Source organism: Rhodobacter capsulatus SB 1003 (assembly GCF_000021865.1).
Lineage (GTDB): Bacteria > Pseudomonadota > Alphaproteobacteria > Rhodobacterales > Rhodobacteraceae > Rhodobacter > Rhodobacter capsulatus_B.
Genome location: NC_014034.1, coordinates 3152065 through 3178354, shown reverse-complemented (window position 1 = coordinate 3178354; position 26290 = coordinate 3152065). Strand labels below are relative to the sequence as shown.

Annotated in this window: 27 protein-coding genes; 15 read left to right on the top strand and 12 right to left on the bottom strand. The window is 66.9% G+C overall.

Annotation, left to right across the window (positions count from 1 at the left end):
* Positions 1–93 precede the first annotated feature (93 nt).
* From RCAP_RS14765 to RCAP_RS14755, 3 genes are read right to left on the bottom strand one after another with little or no spacing between them, the layout of a single operon-like run.
* Positions 94–1362: a peptidoglycan -binding protein gene (locus tag RCAP_RS14765; RefSeq protein WP_013068687.1), complete on the bottom strand. Its 1269-nt coding sequence runs from the start codon at positions 1360–1362 to the stop codon at positions 94–96.
* A gap of 1 nt (position 1363) precedes the next feature.
* Positions 1364–2569 (bottom strand): motA/TolQ/ExbB proton channel family protein, encoded by a 1206-nt coding sequence (locus tag RCAP_RS14760; RefSeq protein WP_013068686.1) that lies wholly within the window; start codon positions 2567–2569, stop codon positions 1364–1366.
* 58 nt (positions 2570–2627) lie between these two features.
* A complete protein-coding gene (locus RCAP_RS14755; protein ID WP_013068685.1) occupies positions 2628–3161 on the bottom strand; it encodes a gamma-glutamylcyclotransferase in 534 nt (177 codons plus the stop codon).
* Positions 3162–3221: 60 nt separating this feature from the next.
* Here RCAP_RS14755 and RCAP_RS14750 point away from each other — a divergent pair, with 60 nt between their 5' ends.
* Positions 3222–4214: a DUF2125 domain-containing protein gene (locus tag RCAP_RS14750; protein ID WP_013068684.1), complete on the top strand. Its 993-nt coding sequence runs from the start codon at positions 3222–3224 to the stop codon at positions 4212–4214.
* Here RCAP_RS14750 and RCAP_RS14745 read toward each other — a convergent pair.
* Positions 4202–4708, bottom strand: coding sequence for an extensin-like domain-containing protein (locus RCAP_RS14745; protein WP_013068683.1), 507 nt, complete (start codon positions 4706–4708; stop codon positions 4202–4204). The genes RCAP_RS14750 and RCAP_RS14745 overlap by 13 nt on opposite strands.
* Positions 4709–4878: 170 nt before the next feature.
* Here RCAP_RS14745 and RCAP_RS18680 point away from each other — a divergent pair, with 170 nt between their 5' ends.
* Complete coding sequence (locus tag RCAP_RS18680) at positions 4879–5139, top strand: hypothetical protein (protein ID WP_148214857.1); 261 nt, start codon at positions 4879–4881, stop codon at positions 5137–5139.
* Between the two features lie 250 nt (positions 5140–5389).
* Here the strand turns inward: RCAP_RS18680 and RCAP_RS14735 are convergent, their stop codons facing one another.
* A complete protein-coding gene (locus RCAP_RS14735) occupies positions 5390–6319 on the bottom strand; it encodes a prephenate/arogenate dehydrogenase family protein (protein WP_013068682.1) in 930 nt (309 codons plus the stop codon).
* On the bottom strand, positions 6316–7407 hold the full coding sequence (hisC, locus tag RCAP_RS14730; protein ID WP_013068681.1) for a histidinol-phosphate transaminase: 1092 nt from the start codon (positions 7405–7407) through the stop codon (positions 6316–6318). Before hisC ends, RCAP_RS14735 begins: the two co-directional genes overlap by 4 nt.
* A gap of 229 nt (positions 7408–7636) precedes the next feature.
* On the opposite strand from hisC, the gene RCAP_RS14725 reads away from it, so the two are divergent.
* Positions 7637–8023, top strand: a complete 387-nt coding sequence (locus RCAP_RS14725; RefSeq protein ID WP_013068680.1) for a hypothetical protein — start codon at positions 7637–7639, stop codon at positions 8021–8023.
* A 70-nt stretch (positions 8024–8093) separates the two neighbouring features.
* On the opposite strand, the gene rpsD is transcribed toward RCAP_RS14725, so the two are convergent.
* From rpsD to gloB, 4 genes are all read right to left on the bottom strand, one after another.
* Entirely contained in the window at positions 8094–8714 is a 621-nt protein-coding gene (gene rpsD, locus RCAP_RS14720) for a 30S ribosomal protein S4 (RefSeq protein WP_013068679.1), read from the bottom strand.
* Positions 8715–8901: 187 nt separating this feature from the next.
* Positions 8902–9906, bottom strand: coding sequence for a M23 family metallopeptidase (locus RCAP_RS14715; protein WP_013068678.1), 1005 nt, complete (start codon positions 9904–9906; stop codon positions 8902–8904).
* 118 nt (positions 9907–10024) lie between these two features.
* Complete coding sequence (gene clpA / locus RCAP_RS14710) at positions 10025–12346, bottom strand: ATP-dependent Clp protease ATP-binding subunit ClpA (protein ID WP_013068677.1); 2322 nt, start codon at positions 12344–12346, stop codon at positions 10025–10027.
* Between the two features lie 175 nt (positions 12347–12521).
* Positions 12522–13292 (bottom strand): hydroxyacylglutathione hydrolase, encoded by a 771-nt coding sequence (gene gloB / locus RCAP_RS14705; RefSeq protein ID WP_013068676.1) that lies wholly within the window; start codon positions 13290–13292, stop codon positions 12522–12524.
* Between the two features lie 60 nt (positions 13293–13352).
* Here gloB and RCAP_RS14700 point away from each other — a divergent pair, with 60 nt between their 5' ends.
* The 11 genes from RCAP_RS14700 (at position 13353) to RCAP_RS14650 (ending at position 23138) form a co-directional block, all read left to right on the top strand.
* On the top strand, positions 13353–14111 hold the full coding sequence (locus RCAP_RS14700; RefSeq protein WP_013068675.1) for a methyltransferase domain-containing protein: 759 nt from the start codon (positions 13353–13355) through the stop codon (positions 14109–14111).
* Positions 14112–14422: 311 nt separating this feature from the next.
* Positions 14423–14983, top strand: coding sequence for a F0F1 ATP synthase subunit delta (locus RCAP_RS14695; protein ID WP_013068674.1), 561 nt, complete (start codon positions 14423–14425; stop codon positions 14981–14983).
* The gene (atpA, locus tag RCAP_RS14690; RefSeq protein ID WP_013068673.1) at positions 14984–16513 is read left to right on the top strand and encodes a F0F1 ATP synthase subunit alpha; all 1530 of its coding nucleotides are present in this window, start codon (positions 14984–14986) and stop codon (positions 16511–16513) included. It begins immediately after the preceding gene.
* Between the two features lie 20 nt (positions 16514–16533).
* Positions 16534–17406 (top strand): F0F1 ATP synthase subunit gamma, encoded by an 873-nt coding sequence (locus tag RCAP_RS14685; protein ID WP_013068672.1) that lies wholly within the window; start codon positions 16534–16536, stop codon positions 17404–17406.
* A 21-nt stretch (positions 17407–17427) separates the two neighbouring features.
* Complete coding sequence (atpD, locus tag RCAP_RS14680) at positions 17428–18846, top strand: F0F1 ATP synthase subunit beta (protein WP_013068671.1); 1419 nt, start codon at positions 17428–17430, stop codon at positions 18844–18846.
* Between the two features lie 9 nt (positions 18847–18855).
* Positions 18856–19254 carry a F0F1 ATP synthase subunit epsilon gene (locus RCAP_RS14675; RefSeq protein WP_013068670.1) on the top strand — a complete coding sequence of 133 codons (399 nt, stop codon included), beginning with the start codon at positions 18856–18858 and terminating at the stop codon, positions 19252–19254.
* Positions 19255–19379: 125 nt separating this feature from the next.
* Positions 19380–19730 carry an H-type lectin domain-containing protein gene (locus tag RCAP_RS14670; protein WP_013068669.1) on the top strand — a complete coding sequence of 117 codons (351 nt, stop codon included), beginning with the start codon at positions 19380–19382 and terminating at the stop codon, positions 19728–19730.
* 73 nt (positions 19731–19803) lie between these two features.
* Positions 19804–20703, top strand: coding sequence for a hypothetical protein (locus RCAP_RS14665; protein ID WP_013068668.1), 900 nt, complete (start codon positions 19804–19806; stop codon positions 20701–20703).
* The gene (locus RCAP_RS14660) at positions 20700–21404 is read left to right on the top strand and encodes an acylneuraminate cytidylyltransferase family protein (protein ID WP_013068667.1); all 705 of its coding nucleotides are present in this window, start codon (positions 20700–20702) and stop codon (positions 21402–21404) included. Before RCAP_RS14665 ends, RCAP_RS14660 begins: the two co-directional genes overlap by 4 nt.
* Before the next feature lies 1 nt (position 21405).
* Complete coding sequence (locus RCAP_RS14655) at positions 21406–22197, top strand: SDR family NAD(P)-dependent oxidoreductase (RefSeq protein WP_013068666.1); 792 nt, start codon at positions 21406–21408, stop codon at positions 22195–22197.
* Positions 22191–23138, top strand: a complete 948-nt coding sequence (locus tag RCAP_RS14650) for a Gfo/Idh/MocA family protein (RefSeq protein WP_013068665.1) — start codon at positions 22191–22193, stop codon at positions 23136–23138. Before RCAP_RS14655 ends, RCAP_RS14650 begins: the two co-directional genes overlap by 7 nt.
* A gap of 2 nt (positions 23139–23140) precedes the next feature.
* Here the strand turns inward: RCAP_RS14650 and neuC are convergent, their stop codons facing one another.
* Positions 23141–24262 carry a UDP-N-acetylglucosamine 2-epimerase gene (neuC, locus tag RCAP_RS14645; RefSeq protein WP_013068664.1) on the bottom strand — a complete coding sequence of 374 codons (1122 nt, stop codon included), beginning with the start codon at positions 24260–24262 and terminating at the stop codon, positions 23141–23143.
* A 102-nt stretch (positions 24263–24364) separates the two neighbouring features.
* Here neuC and RCAP_RS14640 point away from each other — a divergent pair, with 102 nt between their 5' ends.
* Positions 24365–25123: a hypothetical protein gene (locus RCAP_RS14640; protein WP_013068663.1), complete on the top strand. Its 759-nt coding sequence runs from the start codon at positions 24365–24367 to the stop codon at positions 25121–25123.
* 5 nt (positions 25124–25128) lie between these two features.
* Here RCAP_RS14640 and RCAP_RS14635 read toward each other — a convergent pair whose 3' ends face one another.
* Complete coding sequence (locus RCAP_RS14635; protein WP_013068662.1) at positions 25129–26280, bottom strand: rhamnan synthesis F family protein; 1152 nt, start codon at positions 26278–26280, stop codon at positions 25129–25131.
* Positions 26281–26290: the final 10 nt, after the last annotated feature.

Below are 26290 nucleotides of genomic sequence, written 5' to 3'. Positions count from 1 at the left end.
CGGCCTTTGGGCCCCCGGCTGGCATGGGGCCAATGCCGCGCGTGACCTCGGCGATGGCCTCGGTCATGGCAAGCCGCGGCAGGAGCGATGAGTTTACCGTTCCGTCAGCTTCAGCTCGATGCGGCGGTTCTGCGCCCGGGCCTCGGGGCTTTTGCCCGCCGCCACCGGGCGGAATTCGCCAAAGCCCGCCGCCGCCAGCCGTTTCGGCGCAAAGCCCTGCGCCTCGATCAGATATTTCACCACCGACAGCGCGCGGGCCTGCGACAGTTCCCAATTGTCCTTGAATTCGCCCTGACCCGAGAGCGGCGTGTCATCGGTGAAACCGTCCACCTCCAGCAGCCAGTCGATTTCCGGCGGGATCTCGGCCGCCAATTCGCGGAACGTCTCGGCCACGCGCGAAATCTGCGCCTGTCCCTCGGGCGACAGATCAGCCGAACCGGGCTGAAACAGCACCTCGGACGAGAAGACGAACCGGTCGCCCACCACCCGCACGCCCGCGCGCCCGTCCAGCAACTGCGACATCCGGCCGAAGAATTCCGACCGATACCGCGCCAGATCCTTCGCCTCGGCCTCGGCCTTCCTGCGCGCCTCCTCCTCCAGCGCGGCGCGGCGTTTCTGTTCCGCCGCCACCTGCGCCAGCGCCGAATTCAGCTGGCTTCCCAGCGCCTCGACCTGCACCTTGGCCTCCGTATCCCTCGCCTTGGCCTCGTCCAGAACCGCTTGCAGATCCGCCAGCTGCCCGCGCAAAGCCGCCACCTGCTGATTGAGCCGCGCCACCTGTTCCGCCTTGCGATCGCTTTCTGCCCGGGTCTCGGTCAGGGTCTTTTCCGCCACGGCCTTCAGCGCCGCCTGCTTTTCGGCCTCGCTCAGCTGCACCTCCAGCCTGCCCTGCAGATCCTTTCGCGCCGCCTCGGCCGCGGCCAGAAGCGTCAGCGTCTCCTCGGCCTTTTTGCGCGCCGCATCAAGCTGCAACCGCGCCGAGGCCAAGGCCGCATCCGAGGTTTTCAGATCGCCCTGCAGGTCCGCAATCACCGCCGCCTGCGCCGTCTTCTCGGCCAGAAGCCCCGCCACCTGCGCCTCGAAGGCGGTGATCCGCGCCCCCGCAGCCTCCAGCCGTCCGGTCAGCGCCTCGGTCTGCGCCTGTTCCAGCGACAGCGCCTGCGCCAGCCCCGCGACCTGCGCCGAGAGCGCGTCCAGCTCATGATCCTTCGTGGTGATCGTGTCGCGCAGCATCGATTGCACGATCATGAAGATCGACAAAACGAAGATCAGCACCATCAGCAGCGCGCCCATCGCATCGACGAAGCCGGGCCAGACATTCGTGGTGGCAAAGCGCTGCCCGCGGTGGCCCGAGAGCGCCATCTCAGCCCTCCCCGCCGCGGGCACGGACCATGAGCGCCCGCGTCAGGGCCGCGAAATCATTGCGCAGATCGGCCATGCTTTCCTGCCGCCCGGCAGACATTTCCTCCAGCATCCGCGACATCTGCAGATCGATCGAGCGCAGCCGCATCCGCATTTCCGCATCCACATCCATCGCCGCATCGCGGTCGGCGGCGCCTTGGTCGGCCAGCCGGTCCAGCGCCGCGATCAGCCGCTCCTGCCCCTCGGCCATCCGCGCCAAAGCCTCGGCCTGCCCGGCGCGGCTCTCGATCTCGGCGCCCAGTTTCTGCGCCAGATCGCCAAAGCCCTGCGTCAGCTGCGCCAGCCGCGTCTCGGTCTGGCTGCGCGCCTGTTCGGCGCGGATGAAAAGCGTCTGCAGCGCGTCCATCTGCTCGGCCATGTGGTCAAGCACCCCCGCCACCGCCGAGGCCTCGCCCGCGCCCTCGGTCTCGGCCGAGGCGAAGCTCAGCCGCGTGATCGAGGAAATCCAGTCCTCCAGCTCGCCGTAAAAGCGGTTCTGCCCATGCGTGGCGAAAAGCTCGAGCAGGCCCACGACCAGCGATCCGGCAAGGCCGAGCAGCGAGGAGGAAAAGGCCGTGCCCATGCCGCCGAGCTGGCCCTCAAGCCCGGTCATCAGCCGGGCAAAGACCGCGGTGGCGGGCTCGCCCTGTTGCGGGGCCAGCGCGCGGATCGTGTCGACGACGCCCGGGACGGTGGTGGCAAGGCCGTAGAACGTGCCCAGAAGACCCAGGAAAATCAAAAGGTTCGACAGGTAGCGGGTGATGTCGCGGGCCTCGTCGATCCGCGCCGCCACCGAATCGAGGATCGAGCGGGCGGCGGTCGTCGCGATGGTGCGGCTTGCCCCGCCGCGGCCCAGAAGGGCGGCCAGCGGCACCAGCATCTGCGGCGGGCGATACATCGGCCGTCCGGGGCGGTCGGCGGCGAAGCTCTCGATCCAGCTGACCGCTTTCACCAGCTGCACCACCTGCCAGAAACAGCCCAGCACGCCCAGCACGAAGACCCCGCCGATCAGGCCATTCAGCAGCGGATTGGTCTGGAAGATCGGATAGATGCGGGCATAGGCAAAGAACCCGCCCGCGGCCACCAGCCCCAGCACCGCCAGCATCGAGACGATCTGTCGGACGGGTTGCGAAAACTGCGGGGGTTGGACCCGGACCGGTGCGCGCATGCTCTGCCTCTCTACTCGTTGCGGGAAGGATAGGCCGCGCGCGCCCCCCTGCCAAGCCTCAAGCCAGAAGCTCACGCACCCTTGCGGCCAGCGCCTCGAGATCGGGATCGGCAAGGCCCAGATCGGCCAGATGCGCGGCGGTGTTGAACAGGTAATCCCGGTTCGGACCGCGGGCGCCATGGGCCCGGGCGATGGTGTGCGCCTGGGTCTCGAAATCGAGCGCGCAATATTGCGGCCCGGCGCGGTCGATCACATAGGTGATCGCGGTGACCTGCCGCCCGTCCGAAAGCGTCACCGGCAGCGCGCGTTCCAGATAGGCGTCAGAGACCAGTTCGCGGGCGCGGATCTCGGCCAGGATGCGGGGGGCCTCGGCCGCGGGGGCGCGCAGCGCAAGGCCGCGGCAGGCGGCGCCGGGCGCGGCATCCAGCGCCAGCACCAGACCCGGCGCCGCGGGCGTGCCGCGAAAATGGATCGAATGCATGCAAAAGCTGCGGTGCCAGCCGTCAAGCCGCGCCGGGCAGGCCTCGGCCGGGGTGAAGCCGGGGTCCCAGATCAGCGATCCGTAGCCGAAAATCCAAAGCGCCTCGGGCATGGCTGGCCCTCCCTGATCCCGGGGGATAAAAGGAAGGCCGGGATTTGGAAAGAGGCTGCGATGCGGGTCTGGGTCTGGGGCGTGGTTCTGGCGGGGTGTGTTCTCGCGGCCGATTGGGGCGCGGGGCAGGGGATGGCGGCCTGGCTGCGCAGGACGCTGGCCGGGTCCGAGACCGCCGGGGCGGCGCAGGTCTCCGCCCGGGGTTTTCCGGCCCGGATCGGCGTGCAGATCGAGGCGCCCTGGCTGGCCGAGGCGGGCAGGCCGGTTCTGGCGCTGGAGCGGGCGACGGTGACGGCGCCGGTCTGGAACCCGCTGGCCTGGACGCTGGATCTGCCCCTGCCGCAGCGGGTCACGCTGCAGGGCCTGCCCTTTGCGCTGACCGGCGCGGCGGCGGCGCTGACGGTTGCGGCGGCCCCGGGGGCGGATCTGCCGCTGGCCGGGATCACGCTGCGGATGGACAGCCCCGCGCTGCAGCTTGCGGCGGCCAAGGCGCCCTCGCTGGCGGCTGAAAGCGTCGATCTGACCCTGCGGCCGACCGATGATCCGCGCCTCCTGCAGCTGACGGGGGCGATCGTCGCCCCGGCCCTGCCGCCCGGTCTGGCGGGGGCGCTCAGCCGTCAGGCCGGGCTGGCGACGCCCTTGCCGGACCGGCTCGACCGGATCGCGCTGGAGGCCGGGGTGGCGCTGGCGCAGCCGCCGGCGCTGCTCTCCGCCGGGCCCGTGGCGCTGACGGCGCTGGATCTGCGCCGGGCGGATCTGCTGTGGGGCGGGCACCGGATCGGCGTTTCGGGGCGGTTGAGCGTCACCCCCGATGGCTGGCCCGAGGGCACGCTGACGATTGCGCTTGCCGATTTTCCGGTCTGGCTTGATCTGGGCCTTGCCGCGGGGCTGGTGCCGCCCGAGCGCAAGCCGATGCTGGCGGCGATGGGCGAGTATCTGGCGCGGCAAAGCCCGGACGGGTCGGTGCTTCTGCCGCTGTCCTTTGCGAACGGCCGGATGAGCCTTGCGGCGATCCCGCTGGGTCCGGCGCCGCGGCTGCCTCAGCGGCAGTAGGTGCCCGAGCGGTAGCGCTGGGTGTCCACATGGATGTGGTCCTGATGGTAGCGGTCGGCCTTGGGCCCCAGCACCGTGCCAAAGGGGCCGCAGGCCGCGGCATGGATCGCCCGGAAGATCCGCGGCTGGCTTTTCCAGCCCCGCTCGACATCCAGGCTCTGGCCGTTGCGCAGCACCAGCCCCATCAGGTCGATCGCCTTGCCGCGGCCGTGTTCCGACAGTTTCGCGCCGCGCTGGTTGTTGCGCGGACGGCAGACATAGCCGGGGCCGACATCCAGTTTCGCCACGCCGCCGCCCTTGCCGCCCACCGCCGGAACGATGCCGCGATCGACCCAGCGCTTGAAGGCGGTGGCGGTGGCGCAATCGACCGTCATCGGCTGCGAGAGCTTGAGGCCGGAAACCGAGGTGATCCGCACCGGTTCGGCGATGCCGCAGCCCGAGCCGCGCCCGCCATTGCCGATCGGCGGCAGCTCCTGCCCGATCAGGCCGGGCACGCCGCAGACCGACCCGCGCAGGCCGGGCTCGGCCCTGCGGGCCGGAGGGGCTTCGGGCGCGGGCGCTTCCGGGGCGGGGGCTTGCGCTTGCGCGGCGGCCGAAAAGGCGCGACAGCACGCCGCCCGGCGGCGGCTTCCGGGCTGCGGGAGTGGTGGGGGCGGGGGCGGGCGTGACCGGCGCGGCCGAGGCGACCGGGGGCGCCTCTTCCGGCGGGGGCCGGACGGCGAGGGTCTCGGGGCGCGGTTTCGGGCGGTGGCCCGCCAGCCGCGGATCGGCCTGCGGCACGGGATCGGCCTCGGCGGGGGGCAGGGGCGCCAGCCCGGCGGGCCGGGGTTTCGGCCGCGCCCCGGCCAGCCGCGGATCGGCGGGCGGCGGCAGGCTTTCGGCCGGGGCGGTCGCGCGGATCGCGGCCGGGCGCGGCAGCGGGTGACGGCCCGAAAGGGCAGGATCGGCGGCAGGATCGGTCCCGGCGGGCTGCGGCCTCTCGATCGGCGATTGCCCGGAGCTTGCGGGCAGCGCCACCCCGCCCGGCGTGGCCTTGGGGGCGGCGGGCGGTTGCGCGGGCGCGGCCGCCGCGGGCCGGGGCCGGGGCAGCGGCGAGGTTGTCAGGGGGTCGGCGGCAACGGGACCGCACGCCAGCGCCGTGATCAGCGCCAGCGCAAGGCTCCGGGGGCGGCGCATCAGCGCGTCTCCGCCTTCGGCGGCGGCACGCGGCCGAAATCGGGGGCGGCGGTGTCCTGACCGGCCTCGATGATGCCGCGGCGGATGGCGCGGGTCTCGGTGAAATAGTCGAACAGCATCTGCCCGTCACCCATGCGGATGGCGCGTTGCAGCATGAACAGTTCCTCGGTGAAGCGGCCCAGAATGTCGAGCGTCGCTTCCTTGTTGGTCAGGAACACGTCGCGCCACATCGTCGGATCCGAGGCCGCGATGCGGGTGAAATCGCGAAAGCCCGAGGCGGAATATTTGATCACCTCTTCCTGCGTCACCCGGCGCAGGTGATCGGCCACGCCCACCATCGTATAGGCGATCAGGTGCGGCGTATGCGAGACGACGGCCAGAACCAGATCATGCCGGGCCACCTCCATCTCGTCGACATTGGCGCCCAGCGCGGTCAGGAACCCCTTCAGCCGCGCCACCGCCGCGGGGTCGTTGCCCGCGAGCGGCGTGATCAGCCACCAGCGGTTGACGAAAAGCGTCGCAAAGCCCGAGCGCGGCCCGGAATGTTCGGTCCCGGCCAGGGGATGGCCGGGGATGAACTGCACATGATCGGGCATGTGCGGGGCCACGGCTTCGACCACCGCCTGTTTCACCGAGCCGACATCGGTCACGGTCGCGCCGGGCGCCAGATGCGGCGCGATTTCCGCGGCAATCGCCGCCATCGCGCCCACGGGCACGCAAAGCACCACCAGATCGGCGCCTTCGACCGCTTCGGCGGCGGTGTCGAAAACCCGGTCGCAAAGGCCGATTTCCAGCGCTGTCGCCCGGGTCTCGGGCGATTTCGCATGGCCGATGATCTCGCCCGCCAGACCCTTTTCGCGCATCGCATGCGCCATCGAGGAGGCGATCAGCCCCAGCCCGATCAGGGCGACGCGCTTGTAGTGTGTCATGCCGAGGCGCCCGCCTTGAACAGCCCGATCATATGCGCCACGCGCCGGCACGAGGGTTCGTCGCCCACGGTGATGCGCAGGCAATGCGGCAGCCCGTAGCTGGCCACGCGCCGCACGATCAGCCCGTCCTTTTTCAGGAATTCGTCGCAGGCCTCGGCCTCGGCTTCGGACCCGAACCGCGCCAGCACGAAATTCGCCATCGAGGTGTCATTGGGCACGCCGCGTTCGGCCAGGGCCTCCGACAGCCAATGCCGCAGCCGGGCGTTTTCCGACCGCGATTGCACCACCCAATCCTGATCGCGCACCGCGGCCTCGGCGGTTTCCAGCTGCGAGGTCGAGAGGTTGAACGGATCGCGGATGCGGTTGAGCACGTCGATGATGTCTTTCGGCCCGTAACCCCAGCCGATGCGCAGCCCGCCCAGCCCGTAGATCTTGGAAAAGGTGCGCGTCATCATCACGTTGGGCAGCCGCGAGGCCAGGTCTGCGCCGCCGTCATAGCCCTCGACATATTCCGCATAGGCGCTGTCGATGATCAGCATCGCCTGTTTCGGAATGCCCATGGCCAGCCGTTCCAGCTCTGCCAGCCCGACCATCGTGCCGGTCGGGTTGTTCGGATTGGCGATGAAGACGAGCTTCGTCTTTTTCCCGCAGGCCTTCAGGATCGCGTCAACATCCAGCGTGCGTTCGCGTTCGGGCACCGAAACCGGCGTCGCCCCCGCGCCCAGCGCGGCGATGCGATACATCAGGAAGCCGTGTTCGCTGTGCACCACCTCGTCCTTCGGCCCGGCATAGGCGTTGACGATCATGCGGATGATTTCATCCGAACCGACGCCGCAGATGATCCGCGCGGGGTCAAGCCCGTGCACGTCGCCAATCGCCTGACGCAGCGCGGCATGGTCGGTGGAAGGGTAGCGGTGCAGCTTGTGCACCGTGCGCGAGAACGCCTCCTTGGCCCGGTCCGAGGCCCCGTGCGGGTTCTCGTTCGAGCTGAGCTTGATCGCATCGCTGATGCCGGCCACATGCGAAGCGCCGCCCTCGTAAAGGGCGATGTCGAGGATGCCGGGCTGGGGGCGGATCGGGTCTGTCATGATGAGGTCCTTGTCCTGGATGCCTCAATAGCCGGGGCAAAGCCGCATGGGAAGCGCTGTTTCAACCGCAAATACGCCTGAAAGCGGCAGTGATGCCGCCAGACCGCAGGCCTCCGATCAAATTTTAGGAAATTTTTAGAACATCAGCCGCATATTGCCCTCTCAGCCGCCGCCCCTTGCCACAATTCGGGCCGAAAGGAGGCCGGTCGGCAAATGTTGGAAGGTCCAGATGAAACACCCCTCTCTCCCTGCCCTGCTGCTTGCCGCCCTGTGCCTGCCGTTCGGATCCGCCGCCCTTGCCGGAGATCTGGGCGCCGCCTTTCATGCCCTGCCGGTCGATACCCGCGTGGCGGTGCAGGCCGAGTTGGCCGCGGTCGATCTTTATCTTGCCGATCCCGATGGCGACTGGAGCGCCGCGACCGAACGGGCCGTGCTGCGCTCGGTCGAGGCGATTTCGCTGAATTCCGGGGCGCGCGTGCGGCCGCAGCTGACCAGCACCCCGGCGATGCAAAGCTATCTGCAGGCGCTGGCCGAGGGGTCCTATTCCAGCTATCTGCGCCGCGGCGATTTTTCGGGCGGCGGTGCGCTTTGGCGCCGGATCCAGCTTGGCGGCTGAGTCCCCCGGATCGGACATGCAAAAGGCCGCCCCGAAGGGCGGCCTTTCGTTTCGGAGGCAAAGAACCGGATCAGTTCTTCGCGTAGAATTCGACGACCAGGTTCGGTTCCATGTGCACCGGATAGGGCACGTCGCTGAGGCCCGGGGTGCGCACGAAGGTCGCGGTCATCTTGCCGTGGTCCACTTCGAGGTAATCCGGCACGTCGCGCTCGCCCGACTGGGCGGCTTCGAGGACGATGGCGAGTTGCTTCGAACGGTCACGGACGGCGATCACGTCGCCTTCCTTGACGCGGTAGGAGGCGATGTTGACGCGGGCGCCGTTCACCGTGACGTGGCCGTGGTTCACGAATTGACGCGCGGCGAAGATCGTCGGCACGAATTTGGCGCGGTAGACGATGGCGTCCAGACGGCGCTCGAGCAGGCCGATCAGGTTTTCACCGGTGTCGCCCTTGACGCGTTCGGCTTCGCCATAGATCTTGCGGAATTGTTTTTCGGTCAGATCGCCGTAGTAGCCCTTGAGCTTCTGCTTGGCGCGCAGCTGGGTGCCGAAGTCCGACAGCTTGTTCTTGCGGCGCTGGCCGTGCTGGCCCGGACCGTAGTCACGCTTGTTCAGCGGCGACTTGGCGCGGCCCCAGATGTTTTCGCCCATGCGGCGGTCGATCTTGTACTTGGCAGCGGTGCGTTTGGTCATCGCTGATCTCCTTCTTGACTGTGAAGGGCGTTGTCCTTTCCCGCGGCTTTGGGCCTTGGGCGACAGGCTTCCCCTTGCGGGGTCCACCAACACCAATGAAAGCCCCGGCAAGCGTCGCCGCTGCCGGGATGGGGGGCTTATACAGAGGCCGCGGGCAGAGTCAACGCCCCCGCGGCAGTTTTGCCGGTCAGGGCGCGGCAAGGATGACGAAAGCTTCCTTGCGGCCGATTTCGGCACCGTCGCGGCTTTGGGTGACCGTCGCCTCATAGCGGCCGGGGGCGAAGCCGCCCGCGGGGGCGCGCTTGCCCGCATAGCGGAAAAACAGCGCCTGCGGTCTTTCCAGCACTTCTTCATGCGTGAAGGTGAACCCCTCCGGGCCCGTGATCGTCAGCGTCACCACATCGCCCTTGCGGCTGTCGTAGCCATAGGCCCAAAGCACCAGTGCGGGGGCATCGGCCGGAAGCCTGTCAGTTGCGGTCAGGCCCGCCTTGACCGCCGCGAAATCGGGCGGGGCATCGCTCAGCGCGGCCTGCAAAAGACCGCCGCCGACATAGGCGGGCGGGTCCTGCCAGAGCGTGCGGCGGGGCGCGGGGTCGCAGGCGGCGGCGGGATCGGGTTGGAACGGATCGACATCAAGGCCGTCGTGGCGCAGGGCCAGATGCAGATGCGGGAATTCGGCCCGGCCCGACATGCCGACCTGGCCAAGCCTGGTGCCCGCGGCGATCTTCGTGCCCGGTTTCACCGCGATCGAGCCCTGTTTGAGGTGGCAATATTGCGTCTGCCAGCCGCCGCCATGTTCGATCAGCACGCCATTGCCGCAGTCCTTGCCCGCGACATCGGCCCCAGCGGCGAAGGCGCCATCGGCTTCGCCGTCGCGGATGGCGCGGACGCGGCCCGGCGCGGCGGCCAGAACATCGACGCCCGCCGCCATCGCGGCCAGGGTCGGCAGGGCAAAGTCGGTGCCGTCATGGCCCTGATAGCTCGCGGTTCCGCAGCCGAAATCGCGCAGCTCCGGGCCGGGGCCGTGATCGACATAATGCTGGATGTAACAGGTCTCGCCCAGGGTGCAGGCGATCGGCTGTTTCAGCACGATGTCCTGCGCCGGGACGGCCCCGGGCAGGGCGGCCAGGCCGAGCGCCAGCGCCAGCAGAGGGGCGCGGCGGCCGCAAGGTCGCGGGCGGAACAGAGGCATCGCAACATCCCCCAAAAGATCAGGCGCCCCCAAGGGAGCGCCTGAAAAGCCTAGCATGGCGATAGAGTCGGGGTCACGCATGATCCGGGGGCCGGATCGGATGCGGCCCCGCCGCCGGTCAGCCCGCGGGCAGCAGGCGCGGTTTCGCCCCGGCCAGCCGCGGTTTGCCCGGTTCCTCGACATCCAGCGCGATCGCATCGTCACGCACCGTCACCCGGACCACACCGCCCTTGATCAGGCGGCCGAACAGAAGTTCTTCCGCCAGGGGTTTCTTGATGTGCTCCTGAATGACCCGGCCCAGCGGACGCGCGCCCATCTTGTCGTCATAGCCCTTGACCGCCAGCCATTCGGCGGCTTCGGGCGTCAGCTCGATATGGACGTTGCGGTCGATCAGCTGCGCTTCAAGCTGCAGCACGAACTTGTCCACCACCTGCAGGATCGTGTCGCGCGGCAGCGGCGCGAAGCTGACCACCGCATCCAGACGGTTGCGGAATTCCGGCGTGAAGGTGCGTTCGATTGCCGCCGTATCCTCGCCCTCGCGGCGTTCGCGGCCAAAGCCGATCGCCGATTTCGCCTGCTCCGCCGCCCCCGCGTTCGAGGTCATGATCAGGATCACGTTGCGGAAATCGACCTGACGGCCGTTGTGATCGGTCAGCTTGCCGTGGTCCATCACCTGCAGCAGGATGTTGAACACGTCCGAATGCGCCTTTTCGATCTCGTCGAGCAGCAGCACGCAATGCGGATGCTGATCGACGCCATCGGTCAGAAGCCCGCCCTGATCGAAGCCGACATAGCCCGGAGGCGCGCCGATCAGACGGCTGACCGCGTGTTTCTCCATGTATTCCGACATGTCGAAGCGCAGCAGCTCCACCCCCAGCGTATTGGCCAGCTGTTTCGCCACCTCGGTCTTGCCGACGCCGGTCGGCCCCGCGAACAGGTAGTTGCCGATCGGCTTTTCCGGCTCGCGCAGACCGGCGCGGGCCAGCTTGATCGCCGAGGCCAGCGTCTCGATCGCCTTGTCCTGACCGAAGACCACGCGCTTGAGCGTCTTTTCCAGATCGCGCAGGATCGCGGCATCGTCTTTCGACACGCTTTTCGGCGGGATGCGGGCGATCTTCGCCACCACGGCCTCGATCTCTTTCGCGCCCAAGGTCTTGCGCTTCTTGCTGTCGGGCAGCAGGTGCTGCGCCGCCCCCGCCTCGTCGATCACGTCGATCGCCTTGTCGGGCAGCTTGCGGTCATGGATGTAGCGCGCCGCCAGTTCCACCGCCGACTTGATCGCGTCGTTGGTGTAGCGCACGTCGTGATGTTCCTCGAAATAGGGTTTCAGCCCCATCAGGATCTTGATGCTGTCGCCGACCGAGGGCTCGTTCACGTCGATCTTCTGGAACCGGCGGCTCAGCGCGCGGTCCTTTTCGAAGTGCTGACGGAATTCCTTGTAGGTGGTCGAGCCCATGCAGCGCAGCTTGCCGCCCTGCAGCGCGGGCTTGAGCAGGTTCGAGGCATCCATCGCCCCGCCCGAAGTGGCGCCCGCCCCGATCACCGTATGGATCTCGTCGATGAAGAGGATCGCATCGGGGTGATCCTCGAGCTCCTTCATCACCGCTTTCAGCCGTTCCTCGAAATCGCCGCGATAGCGGGTGCCCGCCAGAAGCGCCCCCATGTCGAGCGAATAGATCGTCGAGCGGGCCAGGATGTCGGGCGTCTCGCCGCGGGTGATCTTCAGCGCCAGACCCTCGGCGATGGCGGTCTTGCCCACGCCCGGATCGCCCACCAGAAGCGGGTTGTTCTTGCGGCGGCGGCAGAGCACCTGAATGCAGCGTTCCACCTCTTCGGCGCGGCCGATCAGCGGGTCGATGTCACCCTTTTGCGATTTCTGGTTCAGGTTCACGCAGTATTTGCCAAGCGCGGATTCCTTCGCCTCGCCCGGTTGCGCGGCTTCGGCCTTGGCGGTTTCCTCCTCGGCGCCGATGACGGGACGGCTTTCGCCGAAGGCCGGATCCTTGGCCACGCCATGGGCGATGAAATTGACCGCGTCGTAACGGGTCATGTCCTGCTCCTGCAGGAAGAAGGCCGCGTTCGATTCCCGTTCCGCAAAGATCGCGACAAGGACATTCGCCCCCGTCACCTCGGTCCGGCCCGAGCTTTGCACATGGATCGCGGCGCGCTGGATCACCCGCTGGAAGGCGGCGGTCGGCACGGCTTCCGAGCCTTCGACTTCGGTGATCAGCGTCGAGAGATCATCGTCGATGAACTCGGTCAGGGTGGTGCGCAACTCGCCAAGATCGACGCCGCAGGCGCGCATCACGCGGCTGGCGTCGGGCTCGTCGATCAGCGCGAGCAGAAGATGTTCGAGCGTCGCCAGTTCATGTTTGCGCGTGTTGGCCAGCGCCAGTGCGGCGTGAATTGCTTGCTCGAGCGTGGTCGAAAACGAAGGCATGCGGCGCTCCTTTCCTCGGGTCTCCCGATACTGGCCTCATGTGATTAAGTTTCGGTGGATTTCGCCGCGCTTCAAGGCCCGGACGCGTGTTTTTTCCACCTCTCGCCGCTCTGTTGCAAAACTGACCAGCGCGGCGGGCTTTCGCGCGATCCGCAGGCAGCGCGCGAAAGTGCTTTCAGAACCGGTCCTTGCGCGCCCGCGCCGCGGTGAAGACGGCGAGCGGCGCGGCATCCCCGGGCAGGCCGAGCGCGGCGCGCAACGCAGCGTCATCGGCGCGCAAAAAGGGATTCGTTGCCCGTTCCTCGCCCAAAGTCACCGGCAAACTGGGTTCCCCGGCCAGCCGCAAGGCCGTCACCCGGTCCATCCGGTCGTGCAGCCGACCGTTCCCCGGTTCCAGGCTGAGCGCGAACCGGCCGTTCGCGGCGGTGTATTCATGCCCCGAACAGACCCGGGTTTCGGGCGGCAGCGCGGCCAGACGGGTCAGCGTGTCGAACATCTGCGCGGGGGTCCCCTCGAAGAGACGCCCGCAGCCCCAGCTCATCAGGCTGTCGCCGGAAAAGAGCAGCCCCGCCCCGGGCAGATACCAGGCGATATGGCCGAGCGTATGGCCGTCGGCCGCGATCACCTGCGCGGCCTCCATCCCCAGATGCAGCACGTCGCCCGGGGCCACCGGATGATCGAGCGGCGGCAGCCGGTGGGCATCGGCCGCGGCCCCCGCCACCTTGGCCCCGGTCGCCTGCGCCAGCGCCTCGACCCCCGCGATGTGATCGGCGTGGTGATGGGTGATCAGGATGTGGTGCAGCTGCCAGCGCCGGTCGGTCAGCACCTTCAGCACCGGGGCCGCCTCGGGGACATCGACCACCACCACGGTATCGGTGGCGGTGTCGTGCCAGAGCCAGGCGTAATTGTCGGTCAGGCAGGGGATCGGGGTCAGTTCGAGGGTCATGGCCTTTTGCGCATCTTTCGCTATCCTGACCCAGCTTCGCCCAAGGAAGGCCAACCTGCAATGCATCTCGACGTGCTCGACCTGCGTGATTTCTACTACCGCACCCAATTGGGGCGCACGGCGCAAAAGGCGATCCGCGACAAGGTGGTCGAACTCTGGCCGGACACCCAGTCCGGCATGGCCGGGCTGACGGTGGCGGGCTACGGCTTCGCGGTGCCGCTGTTGCGCCCCTATCTGGGCCGGGCGCGGCGGGTGATCGGGCTGATGCCCGCGCAGCAGGGCGTGATGCCCTGGCCCGCCGGAGAGCCCAATGTCTCGGTGCTCTGTGCCGAAACCAGCTGGCCGCTGGAGACCGGGATGATCGACCGGCTGGTGGTGCTGCACGGGCTTGAAGTCTCCGACGACCCCGATGCGCTGATGGAGGAATGCTGGCGCACGCTGGGCCCCGGCGGGCGGGCGCTGTTCATCGTGCCGAACCGGGTCGGGCTTTGGGCGCCGCGCGAAACCACGCCCTTCGGCTTTGGCCGCCCCTATACGATGGGCCAGCTCGAGGCGCAGGCACGACGGGTGGGGTTTGCCCCCGAACGTCAGGCGGCGGCGCTGTACATTCCGCCCTCGCAGCGGCGGTTCTGGCTGCGCTCCTCCGAGATGTGGGAACGGCTGGGCACAAGGGCGGCGGGCTATCTGGCGGCGGGGGTGGTGATGCTTGAGGTGATCAAGCAGGTGCATTCGGTGCGCCGCTCGGGGCTTGGCGCGGCGGTGCGCAAGCCGCTCTCGATCCTTGAAGGGGCGCCCAAGCCGGTGGTCGGGCGGATGTGAGCCGCCCGCGGCCGCAAGAATCGCCCGGCCGGAAAAGCCCGTTTCCGCGGCACTTCGCCCTGCGGCGGGGAAACGCAGCGGGGCGGGCTTCGACCCTTTGCGCTAACACTCCGTGCCGGTGCAGAAAATGTGCCAGCCTGATGCGGATTCCTGCCGCCAAGATGGTTGCGAGGGTCTTGATGCTCTGCTAGACGCAACCCCGAATGCGGCGTGCGAGATCATTTTGGGCGCCGAGGGGGGCCTCTGAATCGGTGACGGAACGATTGGTTCCGGTGTCCGCGTGCGGAGGCAAAAGCATCGGAAGGGTGGACGTGTCCGAACCAGCTTCGATTTCCGCAGCCATTGCCGGGCGTTATGCCACGGCCATCTTCGACCTCGCGCAGGAGGCCAAGGGCATCGACGCGCTCTCGGCCGACGTGGACGCGCTGACGGCCGCCTTGGCCGGTTCGGCCGAGCTGCGTGACCTGATTTCCTCGCCGGTCTACACCCGCGAGGAGCAGGGGGACGCGATCGCCGCGGTGGCTGCGAAGATGGGCCTGTCGGCGCCGCTTGCCAACGGTCTGAAACTGATGGCGACGAAGCGCCGTCTGTTCGCGCTGCCGCAGCTGCTCAAGGGCCTGGCCGCCGCGATCGCCGAAGCCAAGGGCGAGATGACCGCGGATGTCACCTCGGCCACCGCGCTGAGCGCGGCGCAGGCCGAGAAGCTGGCGGCGACGCTGGCGAAACAGACGGGCAAGACCGTCAAACTGAACGTCGCCGTCGATGAAAGCCTCATCGGTGGCATGATCGTCAAGCTGGGTTCGCGCATGATCGACACCACGGTCAAAGCCAAACTCGCTTCCCTTCAGAACGCCATGAAAGAGGTCGGATAAATGGGCATCCAAGCAGCTGAGATTTCTGCGATCCTCAAGGAGCAGATCAAGAACTTCGGGCAGGATGCCCAGGTCGCCGAAGTGGGCCGCGTGCTCTCGGTCGGTGACGGGATCGCGCGCGTGCACGGGCTCGACAACGTCCAGGCGGGCGAGATGGTCGAATTCCCCGGCGGCATCCGCGGGATGGCGCTGAACCTTGAAGTCGACAACGTCGGGATCGTGATCTTCGGGTCGGACCGCGACATCAAGGAAGGCGACACCGTCAAGCGCACCAACGCCATCGTGGACGTTCCGGCGGGCGAAGGCCTGCTGGGCCGCGTCGTGGACGGCCTTGGCAACCCGATCGACGGCAAGGGCCCGATCGTGGCGAAAGAGCGTCGCATCGCCGACGTCAAAGCCCCGGGCATCATTCCGCGGAAATCGGTGCATGAGCCGATGGCGACCGGCCTCAAGTCGGTCGACGCGATGATCCCGATCGGCCGCGGCCAGCGCGAGCTGATCATCGGCGACCGTCAGACCGGCAAGACCGCGATCGCGCTCGACACCATTCTGAACCAGAAGTCGTACAACGACGCCAACCCGGGCAACAAGCTGCACTGCTTCTATGTCGCCATCGGGCAGAAGCGCTCGACCGTGGCGCAGCTGGTGAAGAAGCTCGAAGAAGCCGGCGCGATGGAATACACCACCGTCGTCGCCGCGACCGCTTCGGACCCGGCGCCGATGCAGTTCCTTGCCCCCTATTCGGCGACCGCGATGGCGGAATACTTCCGCGACAACGGCATGCACGCGCTGATCATCTATGATGACCTCTCGAAGCAAGCCGTGGCCTATCGTCAGATGTCGCTGCTGCTGCGCCGTCCGCCGGGGCGTGAAGCCTATCCGGGCGACGTGTTCTATCTGCACTCGCGCCTGCTGGAACGTTCGGCGAAACTGAACGAGGATTTCGGTTCGGGCTCGCTGACCGCGCTGCCGGTCATCGAAACCCAGGGCGGCGACGTGTCGGCCTTCATCCCGACCAACGTGATCTCGATCACCGACGGTCAGATCTTCCTGGAAACCGAACTGTTCTACCAGGGCATCCGCCCGGCCGTGAACACCGGTCTCTCGGTGTCGCGCGTCGGTTCGTCGGCCCAGACCAACTCGATGAAGTCGGTTGCCGGTCCGGTGAAACTGGAGCTTGCGCAGTATCGCGAAATGGCCGCCTTTGCGCAGTTCGGTTCCGACCTTGACGCCGCGACGCAAAAGCTGCTGAACCGCGGTGCCCGTCTGACCGAGCTGATGAAACAGCCGCAATATTCGCCGCTGACCAACGCCGAAATCGTGGCGGTGATCTTTGCGGGCACCAACGGCTTCCTCGATGCCGTTCCGGTGAAGGAAGTCGGCCGGTTCGAGAAAGGCCTGCTGGCCTATCTGCGCTCGACCCGCAAGGACGTGCTTGAGTGGCTCACCAAGGAAGACCCCAAGATCAAGGGCGACGCCGAGAAGAAGCTCAAAGACGCGATCGCCGAGTTCGCCAAGACCTTCGCTTGACGGCCTGAAAGGACAGGGAGATGCCCAGCCTTAAGGACCTCAAGAACCGGATCGTGAGTGTCAAGAACACTCGCAAGATCACGAAAGCGATGCAGATGGTCGCGGCGGCGAAACTTCGCCGCGCCCAGGAAAGCGCCGAAGCTGCCCGGCCCTATGCCGAGCGGATGAACGCCGTGATGTCGAGCCTTGCCGGTGCGGTGGGCTCGACCGACGGTGCGCCGCGCCTACTTGCGGGCACGGGCTCCGACAAGGTCCATCTCCTCGTCATCATGACGGGCGAGCGCGGGCTTTGCGGCGGCTTCAACGCCAATATCGCGAAACTCGCGAAGGCGAAGGCGATGGAACTGCTGGCCCAGGGCAAGACGGTGAAGATCCTCACCGTCGGCAAGAAAGGTCGCGACGCGCTGCGTCGTGATCTGGGCCAGTATTACATCGATCACATCGACCTGAGCGACGTGAAGAAACTGAGCTACCCGGTGGCGCAGAAGATTTCGCAAAACATCATCGACCGCTTCGAGGCGGGCGAATACGATGTGGCGACGATCTTCTTCTCGGTCTTCCAGAGCGTGATCAGCCAGGTGCCGACCGCCAAGCAGGTGATCCCGGCGCAGTTCGAAACCGATGCGGCCTCGGCCTCGGCGGTTTACGACTACGAACCGGGCGATCAGGAAATCCTGACCGCGCTGCTGCCGCGTGCGGTGGCCACGGCGATCTTTGCCGCGCTGCTGGAAAACAACGCGTCCTTCAACGGGGCGCAGATGTCGGCCATGGACAACGCCACCCGCAACGCGGGTGACATGATCGATCGCTTGACCATCGAGTATAACCGCTCGCGTCAGGCCGCCATCACCAAAGAGCTCATCGAAATCATCTCGGGCGCCGAGGCGCTCTGACGGAACCGGAGATAGAAGAGAATGGCAAGCAAAGGCAAAGTGACCCAGGTCATCGGCGCCGTCGTCGACGTGCAGTTCGAAGACGGCCTCCCGGCGATTCTGAACGCCCTTGAAACCACCAACAACGGCAAGCGCCTCGTTCTCGAAGTGGCGCAGCACCTGGGCGAGAACACCGTCCGCACCATCGCGATGGACGCGACCGAGGGTCTCGTGCGCGGCGCGGCCGTGTCCGACACCGGCGGCCCGATCACCGTTCCGGTGGGCAACGCCACCCTGGGCCGCATCCTGAACGTCATCGGCGAGCCGGTGGACGAACGCGGTGACGTGTCGAAAGCCGAAGCCCGGGCGATCCACCAGCCCGCGCCCGATTTCGCGGCGCAGTCGACGGAAAGCCAGATCCTCGTCACCGGCATCAAGGTGATCGACCTGCTCGCCCCCTATTCCAAGGGCGGCAAGATCGGTCTCTTCGGCGGCGCCGGTGTGGGCAAGACCGTTCTGATCATGGAACTGATCAACAACATCGCGAAAGTGCACTCGGGCTTCTCGGTGTTCGCGGGCGTTGGCGAACGGACCCGTGAGGGCAACGACCTTTACCACGAGATGATCGAATCGGGCGTTATCAACCTCGAGAAGCTCGAAGAATCGAAAGTGGCGCTGGTCTACGGCCAGATGAACGAACCCCCGGGGGCCCGTGCCCGCGTGGCGCTGACCGGCCTGACCCTGGCGGAACAGTTCCGCGACCAGTCGGGCACCGACGTGCTGTTCTTCGTCGACAACATCTTCCGCTTCACCCAGGCCGGTTCGGAAGTGTCGGCGCTCCTTGGCCGTATCCCCTCGGCCGTGGGCTACCAGCCGACGCTGGCCACCGACATGGGCGCGCTGCAAGAACGCATCACCTCGACCAAAGCCGGTTCGATCACCTCGGTTCAGGCCATCTACGTTCCGGCCGACGACCTTACCGACCCGGCCCCGGCCACGTCCTTTGCCCACCTCGACGCCACGACCGTTCTGTCGCGTGCGATCTCGGAACTCGGGATCTACCCGGCCGTCGACCCGCTCGACTCCACCTCGCGGATCCTTGACCCGCAAGTCGTCGGCGAAGAGCACTATCAGGTCGCCCGTGACGTCCAAGGGATGCTGCAACGCTACAAGTCGCTGCAGGACATCATCGCCATCCTCGGCATGGACGAACTGTCGGAAGAAGACAAGCTGACGGTGGCCCGCGCCCGGAAGATCCAGCGCTTCCTGTCGCAGCCCTTCGACGTGGCGAAAGTCTTCACCGGCTCGGACGGCGTGCAGGTTCCGCTCGAAGACACCATCAAGTCGTTCAAGGCGGTGGTTGCGGGCGAATACGACCACCTGCCGGAAGCGGCCTTCTACATGGTCGGCGGCATCGATGACGTGATCGCGAAAGCCCAGCGCCTCGCCGCTGCGGCGTAAGGGGGAACCATGGCCGATACCATGCAGTTCGATCTCGTGTCGCCGGAACGGAGGCTTGCCTCCGTTGCCGCGAGCGAGGTCCGTCTTCCCGGCGTGGAAGGCGATCTGACGGCGATGCCGGGCCATGCGCCCGTCATCCTCTCGCTGCGTCCCGGCATCCTGACCGTGGTCAGCGCCGCGGGCACGGCCGAATACGCCGTGACCGGCGGCTTCGCCGAGGTTTCGGGCGAGAAGGTGACCGTTCTGGCCGAGCGCGGTCTGACCCGGGCGGAACTGACCGCCGCGGTTCATGCCGAGATGCTGGCCGAGGCCAAGAAAGTCGCGGACGCCGCGCATCCGTCGGTGGCCGATGCCGCCGCGAAGATGCTGGCCGACATGGAAGCGCTTGGCTCGCACATCAATCTCTGACGGGACATCCCGCCGGATATCTCGGGCCCCGGTCATCGCGCCGGGGCCCTTGCTTTTTGCTTTTGTCTTGCCGCGCCGCATATTAGCGTGAAGGTGCAGGCAGCCGGAGTGAGCGACAGGAACGGATGAAGAAGTTTTCCTCGACCCGGATCGGCGTGGCCCAGGGATCGCTGGTGCTGTTTTCGGATTATCTGGACGGCGGCGTGATGTGGACGGGCGAGGGCCCGCGCGAATTGCGCAGGCTGGTGGTGTTCGACGAAGCCTTCCGCGAGATCCCGGCGGTGCAGGTGTCGCTGTCGATGTGGGACATCGACCAGAAGCACAATCCGCGCATGGACATTTCCGCCGACATGGTGACGGCCGAGGGCTTCGTGATCGTCTTTCGCACCTGGGGCGACACCCGCGTCGCCCGCGTCCGCGCGGACTGGCTGGCGATCGGCGGCTGCGCCAATGACGACGACTGGGACGTGGCCTGATCCCGCCCGGCTTGACTTTCCGCCCCCCCGCGCCGATGGTGCGCGCGACTTTCCCATCCAACGAGGCCCGCCCGTGCAACAAGATGCCCCCCGCTGGCAGCTCGTGGTGATCCTGTGGGGGACGAAATATCCGGTCGCCGAACTCAACGCCCTGATCGAGACCGTGCTGGCCCGGGCCTCGAGGCCGCCGCGTGTCGTGCTGATTTCCGACCGCGACCGGCCCGGCCTGCTGCCGCAAGTGCTGCTGCGGCGCTTCCCCGAGTTCTACCTGTCGCCGCCGATGCTGGCGGGCGGCTGTCAGGCGAAGCTGGCGATGTTCGCGCCGGGTGTCCTGCCCGATGATCTGCCCGCGATCTATCTTGATATCGACACGCTGGTGCTGGGCGATGTCACCCGGTTCCTGGACCTGCTCGACCGGCCGGATCGCATGGCGATGCTGCAAAGCGTCGTGCTGCCTTTCGGGCCTTTGGGGCGGGCGCTGCACCGGCTCAGCGGCGGGCGGCATTACGCGCGCGGCAATTCCTCGATCGTCGTCTTTCACCCGGCCCATTGCCACCATATCGCCACGAGCTATGAACGGCTGCATGCGGCGCATGGCTACAACGGCCTGCGCCCGATGATCGCGGATGAGCGCTTCATTTCCTGGTCGGCCCAGGCGCAGCTGCGGGCGATCCCGAAGCGGCTGGCGGTGAAATTCCCGACCGAATTCATGTGGCCCTGGCGCTGGCTGATCCATCTGCGGGCGCGTCTGCCCTGGTTGCGGCGCCGCTGGGCCGGGCTTGTCGCGATCACCCTGCCGGGCAATGAGGTCAAGGGCCCCGAACTCTCGACCCTTCCCGAAGGCGCCGAGATCGCCGACCGCAAGGGCCGCCGTCTGATCTGGTCGGACCGCGCCCTGGGGCCGGTCCGCGCCCGCATCATCGCCTATTACACCGACCTGAACGCCCGTCTGCGGCAAGGGGAACAACCATGATTCTGGGCCATATCGGCGCACGCAAGGGCTCGAAAGGCGTGCCCGGCAAGAACTTCCGTCCGATCGCGGGCAAGCCGCTGATCGACTGGTCGCTGGACCAGCTTTTCGCCAATCCGCGCATCGATGCCGTCGTCGTCTCGACCGATGACGAACGCATCTATGACCATGCACTGGCGAAAGGGGCGCTGGATATCGGGCTGCGGCCTGTGCATCTGGCCACCGATGCGGCGCCGAAATGGGGCGTCTGGCAACATGCGCTGGAGGCCGGGCAGGCGGCCTTGGGGCAGCCCGTCACCACCTTTGTCGATCTCGACTGCACCTCGCCCCTGCGCCTGCCCGAAGATCTGGATGGCGCCCTCGATCTGTTCGCGCAGGACAAGCCCGACATGGTGATGAGCGTCTGCGAGGCGCGCAAGAACCCCTATTTCAACCTGGTCGAGGCCGACGAGACCGGGGCTTTGCATGTCTCGAAACCGCTGCCGGGCGGGGTCTGGTCGCGGCAATCGGCGCCCAAGGTCTGGGAACATGCGGCCTCGACCTATGTGCTGTCGGCCGACTATCTGCGCCGGGCGAAGACGATCTACGAAGGCCGGGTGATCCCCTTCGAGATGCCGCCCGAGCGCTGCCTTGACATCGACACGCCGTTCGATTTCCGGCTGGTCGAAATGCTGATGAACGACCGTCTGACGGAGGGAAACTGACATGACCGGGCAACTTGCGGGCCGCACCATCTTCATCACCGGCTCGGGCGGCGTGCTGGGATCAACCTATGTGCGCCGGATGCTGGACCAAGGCGCCCGGGTCGTCGCGACCGATCTGCCGGGGCACCGGGCCGAGGCGCTGCAGGCGGCCCATGCGGGCAACGCGGCCTTCCGCTTCTACGATCTCGACGTGGGCGACGAGGCGCAGGTGACCGAGATTTTCAAACGCGTTCTTGCCGATGGCTGGGAGCCGAACGTGGTGCTGAACAATGCCGCGATCACCGGCGAGATGCTGATGGGCGCGGGCAAGCCCTTCCCGGATTTCGCCGATACCTCGGTCGCGGATTTCGAACGCACCCTGCGCACCAACCTCACCGGCGCCTTCATGGTGGCCCGGCAGATGGACCGCGATATCGTCGGGCGCTGGCCGGCAACGCTGATCAATGTGGCGTCGATGTATGCTTTGAACGGCGCGCATCACCCGATCTATGACGGCATGCCGTTCAAGAATTTCTCGGCTTACGGCGTGACCAAGGCGGGCATCCACGGGCTGACGGTCTGGCTCGCGGGCTACTGGGCGCCGCGCGGCGCCACCGTCAACACCATCGCCCCGGGCGCGGTCTTCAACAACCATTCCGAGGAATTCCAGCGCCGCGTGGGCGAGCTGATCATGATGGGCCGCATGGCCAAGCCCGATGAAATCGCCGATGCGATGCTGTTCCTGTGCTCGGCGGGGGCGGGTTACATGACCGGGCAGCTGGTCAATGTCGATGGCGGGTTCTCGGCGTGGTAAGCGCGCATATCGCCGTCATCGGCGCGGGCTCGATCGGGCGGCGGCATGCGGCCAATCTGGCCATGCTGGGCTGCGCCGTCAGCCATCTGCCCTGGCGCAGCTTCGATGCCGAAGCCTTCGCTGCGCGCACCGATCTCGATGGCGTGGTGATCGCCACCGAAACCCAGATCCGGCTCGAGCTGATCGAGATCTGCGCGCAGAGGGGCCTGCCCTTTTACGTCGAAAAGCCCCTGGCCTACACGCCCGAACAGGTCGCGGCGATCTATGCCGCCGCCGCCCCGGTGGCGGATCGCAGCCTGATCGGCTTCATGATGCGCTACAACCCGGCGCTGCAGGCGCTCGCCGCGGAAGACCTCTCCGACATCTACCGCTTCTCCTTCGAGATCGGCCATGACGTGCGGCAATGGCGGGCGAACTGGCGCTTCGCCGACAGCTACGCCGCGCGGGCCCAGGGTGGCGGGGTGCTGCTTGACCTCTCGCACGAGGTCGATCTGGCGATGGTGCTTTTTCCGGGCCTGACGCTTGCACGGGCCGAAAGCCTGGGCCATCCGTCGTTCCCCGGCGTCGATTTCGCCACCACCTTGATGCTTGCATCTGCAGGCGGGCCGGTCGGCACCGTGTCGATGGATTACCTCTCGCCGGTCTTCATCCGCCGCGCCCGGCTGGTGGGGCTCAAACGCCTGATCGAGGTCGATTTCCTGACCCCCGAGATCGCCTTCCAGACCCCCGGCCGCCGCACCAGCCAGTCTTATGTCTTTGAACGCAACGACATGTTCCTGGCCGCGATGCGCGACTTCCTGCGGCTGATCGCCGAGGGCCCGGGGGCGGATCTGTCCCCGCTCGCGCCGCGTTTCACCACGATGCGCCCGGTGAACGAGATGGTGGCGGCCGCCTGGTCCGCCCGGCATTTCACCGGACAGGTGGACATGGAGATGGGCTGAGATCAGCCGTGATCGGCGAAGGTCTTCTGCAGCCCGCCCTGCCAGAAGCCTTCGTCGGCCAGCACCTCAAGGAAGCGCTCCGCCGCCCGGCCCTCGCCAAAGGCGGTGTGGGGCGGATAGCGCTTGCCCCATTCGGTCGCCAGAAACGCAGCGATCTTCTCCCGCTCGGCCGCGTCCGCCGAAAACAGCGACGGCGCCTCGGCCCGGTTCGTCTGCCGCGTGCCGATATCGAGCGAGGGGATGCCCAGAAACGGCGCCTCCCGCACTCCGGCGCTCGAATTGCCGACCAGACAGGCGGCGTGTTTCATCAGTTCCGAAAAATGCGCAAAGCGCATCGAGGGGATCAGCCGGAACCGCTCCCGCGGCAGCTGTTCCAGGACGGCAAAGATCTCGCGCGAGCCCGGATCGTTGTTCGGCGCGATGACGACGAAATTCCGCCCCGAGGCTTCCAACGCCCCAAACAGATCCGCCGCCTGCCGCCCCATCGTCGCGGCTTCCGACGTCACCGGGTGAAACAGCGTCACCCCGTAATCGTCAAACGGAATGTCATAGCGGCTCAGCACCTCGGGCAGGGTCACGCCCGAGGGCCGGGCGTGGAAATCCAGTTCCGGCGAGCCGATGACGTGAATTCTGTCGGCAGGCTCGCCCAGGGTCATCACCCGCTTCGCCGCCGCCTCGGACGACACGAAATGACAGGCGGCCAGCTTGGTGTTGCAATGGCGAAACACCTCGTCGATCGTGCCCGAGACCTCGCCGCCCTCGATATGGGCCGAGCGGATGTAATTCGTGGCACAGACGAGCGCGCAGGCCAAAGCCTCGATCCGGTCGCCGTGAAACACCACCAGATCGGGGCGCAATTCGGCGAAAATGTCGGAAAAGCCGATGATCGATTTCGCGAGGATCGTGTCCTGCGGGTCGCCCTCGCGCTGGTTGAGGAATTCATGCACGGTGGCGCCCTGCACCCGGTGCACCTCGATCTTGGTCAGGCCGTAGCGGTCGAGCATATGCATGCCGGTGACCAGAAACGACACCTTGAAGCCCCGGTCGCGGGCGGCCAGCGCCAGCGGCTCGATCTTTCCGAAATCGGCACGGGTGCCGGTGACGAAGAGGATTTCGCGGGTCATTCCGGGCTGTTTCTCCTGCGCTGCTCGGGTCGCCATTACATTGCTTGTGCCCCCGGCGGAAGGGTTATAATGCGGCACAAGGTCGGCAGAGGGGAGAGCAGGATGGATCGCGTCGTTCTGTGCATGAAATGGGGGACGCTTTACGGCCCCGATTACGTGAACGTGCTTTTCAACGCCGTGCGGGCGCATCTGCCCGGGCCGTTCCGCTTCGTCTGCCTGACCGATGACGCGACCGGGATCGATCCGGGGGTGGACTGCTTCCCGGTGCCCGAATTCGGTCTGCGCCCCGATCTGTGGCAGATCGGCGGCTGGCCGAAGATCGGGGTGTTTCAGCGCGATCTTTACGGGCTGCGTGGCCGGGCGCTGTTCATCGATCTCGACATGATGATCCTGTCGGATCTGACGCCCTTCTTCGACCATCCCGCCCCGTTCATCGCCACCGACATGGGCGCGAACTGGAAGCCGCGCGCGGGCAAGGGCCCCGAGGAACCGGGCACCTGCCTGTTCGCCTTTACCCTGGGCGCCGAGCCGCAGATCTATGAGCGCTTCAACGAGGATCGCAACGGCCATGCCCATCGTTTCGGGCTGGAACAGAATTGCGTCGCGGCTTTTGCGCATTCCGTCACCTGCTGGCCTGCCGACTGGGTGATCAGCTTCAAGCGCCACCTGCGCCCGCCGGCGCTTTTGGGCACCGTGCTGCCGGTGCGGCGCCCGCCCGCCAGCGCCAAGGTTCTGGCCTTCCATGGTCGCCCGCGGCCGCTGGATCTGATCCGCAAGGGCTGGTGGGGCGAATTGCCCAATATCGGCCGCGGCCCGGTGGGCTGGATGCGCGACTACTGGCTGCGCTACGGCGGGCGCTGACCCGCTCAGCGCTGTTTGCCCGCCCCCGCTGCCTTTGCGACCATCGCCGCGATCTCGGCGCGGATTTCGGCCGGGGGCTCGGCCACCATCCCCTCTTCCAGCGCGCGCAGATAGGCGGCGCGCATGTTCGCAAAAATCGGCTCGCTGCTTTTCTTCAGAAAGGCGGTGCCGAAGATATGGTCATTGGCAAAGGGGAAGCAGGCGTTGAAGCGCTTGCGGTTCACCGTGCGGCGGATGTGGTCCAGCACCGCTTCGCGCCAGCCCGGGCTGGCCGGGTCGAGCGCCGCGATGCGCCGGGCCGCCTTGATCCGGTCGGCATCGGCATAGGCGGCATATTTCAGGGTCTGGCGCAGGAAGGCATCGTCCTTTTCGCGCAGCCGTTGCAGGAACACTTCGCGGCGCGAATAGGCATCCAGCTGCAGCCCCGCCGCCATCATCCGCCGCGAAAAGCCGATCTCGCCCCGCTTGATCGTATGCGGCTTGTAATCGGTCATCTGATAGTCGCGCCAGAAGGCCTGAAAGGCCGGATGATCCCAGGCGCTGCGGCGGATCAGGTAGAAATAGCTTTCGATATGGCTGCGCTTGCTCGGCATGCCGCCGCGGGTGTCGTGGATCACCTTTTCGTCATGCAGCAGCCCGCAGATGTCGGCCTCGGCGAAATCGGTCTCGATCCGCGCCAGCAGGTCGCTCCGCATCGGCGCCCAGATGCTGTCGTTCATCACGATCAGCCGTTCGGGCCGGGCGCCGTCGCGGTTCAAAAGCCGGATCGCATCCTGATAGCCGCCGAAATCATAGCCGAAATTCGGCCGCTCCAGCAGGCTCCAGCACAGACCGAGCAGGCGGTCCCGGTCGGCCTCGGCCAATGGGCAGTTCAGCACAAGGAAGGGCGCATAGCCTTCGGAAATCAGCCAGTTGCAGGTCGCGATCGTCGAGGGGGAAATGCCATGCGGTTGATAGATCAGGAAAATCGCGATCTTCTGGCCAAGGGGCAACCGCCCGGCATGGCGTTGCGTCACCCGGTCGAAATCGCGCAGATAGGCGTCGCGGCGGGCGGGTTCGCGCAGGCGTCCGGGCAGCGAGGCAAGGGTGCCGGGGAGTTGCAGGATCTGATCCTTGATCCGGTTCAGCTCGCGCTTGATTTTCCAGGCGGGGACCATGCTGAACACT

What these genes read in the sequence shown, in the direction of transcription:
- RCAP_RS14765 (WP_013068687.1), bottom strand. Translation starts at nt 1,362, where the DNA reads ATGGCGCTCTCGGGCCACCGCGGGCAGCGCTTTGCCACCACGAATGTC.
- RCAP_RS14760 (WP_013068686.1), bottom strand. Translation starts at nt 2,569, where the DNA reads ATGCGCGCACCGGTCCGGGTCCAACCCCCGCAGTTTTCGCAACCCGTC.
- RCAP_RS14755 (WP_013068685.1), bottom strand. Translation starts at nt 3,161, where the DNA reads ATGCCCGAGGCGCTTTGGATTTTCGGCTACGGATCGCTGATCTGGGAC.
- RCAP_RS14750 (WP_013068684.1), top strand. Translation starts at nt 3,222, where the DNA reads ATGCGGGTCTGGGTCTGGGGCGTGGTTCTGGCGGGGTGTGTTCTCGCG.
- RCAP_RS14735 (WP_013068682.1), bottom strand. Translation starts at nt 6,319, where the DNA reads ATGACACACTACAAGCGCGTCGCCCTGATCGGGCTGGGGCTGATCGCC.
- hisC (WP_013068681.1), bottom strand. Translation starts at nt 7,407, where the DNA reads ATGACAGACCCGATCCGCCCCCAGCCCGGCATCCTCGACATCGCCCTT.
- RCAP_RS14725 (WP_013068680.1), top strand. Translation starts at nt 7,637, where the DNA reads ATGAAACACCCCTCTCTCCCTGCCCTGCTGCTTGCCGCCCTGTGCCTG.
- rpsD (WP_013068679.1), bottom strand. Translation starts at nt 8,714, where the DNA reads ATGACCAAACGCACCGCTGCCAAGTACAAGATCGACCGCCGCATGGGC.
- RCAP_RS14715 (WP_013068678.1), bottom strand. Translation starts at nt 9,906, where the DNA reads ATGCCTCTGTTCCGCCCGCGACCTTGCGGCCGCCGCGCCCCTCTGCTG.
- clpA (WP_013068677.1), bottom strand. Translation starts at nt 12,346, where the DNA reads ATGCCTTCGTTTTCGACCACGCTCGAGCAAGCAATTCACGCCGCACTG.
- gloB (WP_013068676.1), bottom strand. Translation starts at nt 13,292, where the DNA reads ATGACCCTCGAACTGACCCCGATCCCCTGCCTGACCGACAATTACGCC.
- RCAP_RS14700 (WP_013068675.1), top strand. Translation starts at nt 13,353, where the DNA reads ATGCATCTCGACGTGCTCGACCTGCGTGATTTCTACTACCGCACCCAA.
- atpA (WP_013068673.1), top strand. Translation starts at nt 14,984, where the DNA reads ATGGGCATCCAAGCAGCTGAGATTTCTGCGATCCTCAAGGAGCAGATC.
- RCAP_RS14685 (WP_013068672.1), top strand. Translation starts at nt 16,534, where the DNA reads ATGCCCAGCCTTAAGGACCTCAAGAACCGGATCGTGAGTGTCAAGAAC.
- atpD (WP_013068671.1), top strand. Translation starts at nt 17,428, where the DNA reads ATGGCAAGCAAAGGCAAAGTGACCCAGGTCATCGGCGCCGTCGTCGAC.
- RCAP_RS14675 (WP_013068670.1), top strand. Translation starts at nt 18,856, where the DNA reads ATGGCCGATACCATGCAGTTCGATCTCGTGTCGCCGGAACGGAGGCTT.
- RCAP_RS14670 (WP_013068669.1), top strand. Translation starts at nt 19,380, where the DNA reads ATGAAGAAGTTTTCCTCGACCCGGATCGGCGTGGCCCAGGGATCGCTG.
- RCAP_RS14660 (WP_013068667.1), top strand. Translation starts at nt 20,700, where the DNA reads ATGATTCTGGGCCATATCGGCGCACGCAAGGGCTCGAAAGGCGTGCCC.
- RCAP_RS14655 (WP_013068666.1), top strand. Translation starts at nt 21,406, where the DNA reads ATGACCGGGCAACTTGCGGGCCGCACCATCTTCATCACCGGCTCGGGC.
- neuC (WP_013068664.1), bottom strand. Translation starts at nt 24,262, where the DNA reads ATGACCCGCGAAATCCTCTTCGTCACCGGCACCCGTGCCGATTTCGGA.
- RCAP_RS14640 (WP_013068663.1), top strand. Translation starts at nt 24,365, where the DNA reads ATGGATCGCGTCGTTCTGTGCATGAAATGGGGGACGCTTTACGGCCCC.
- RCAP_RS14635 (WP_013068662.1), bottom strand. Translation starts at nt 26,280, where the DNA reads ATGGTCCCCGCCTGGAAAATCAAGCGCGAGCTGAACCGGATCAAGGAT.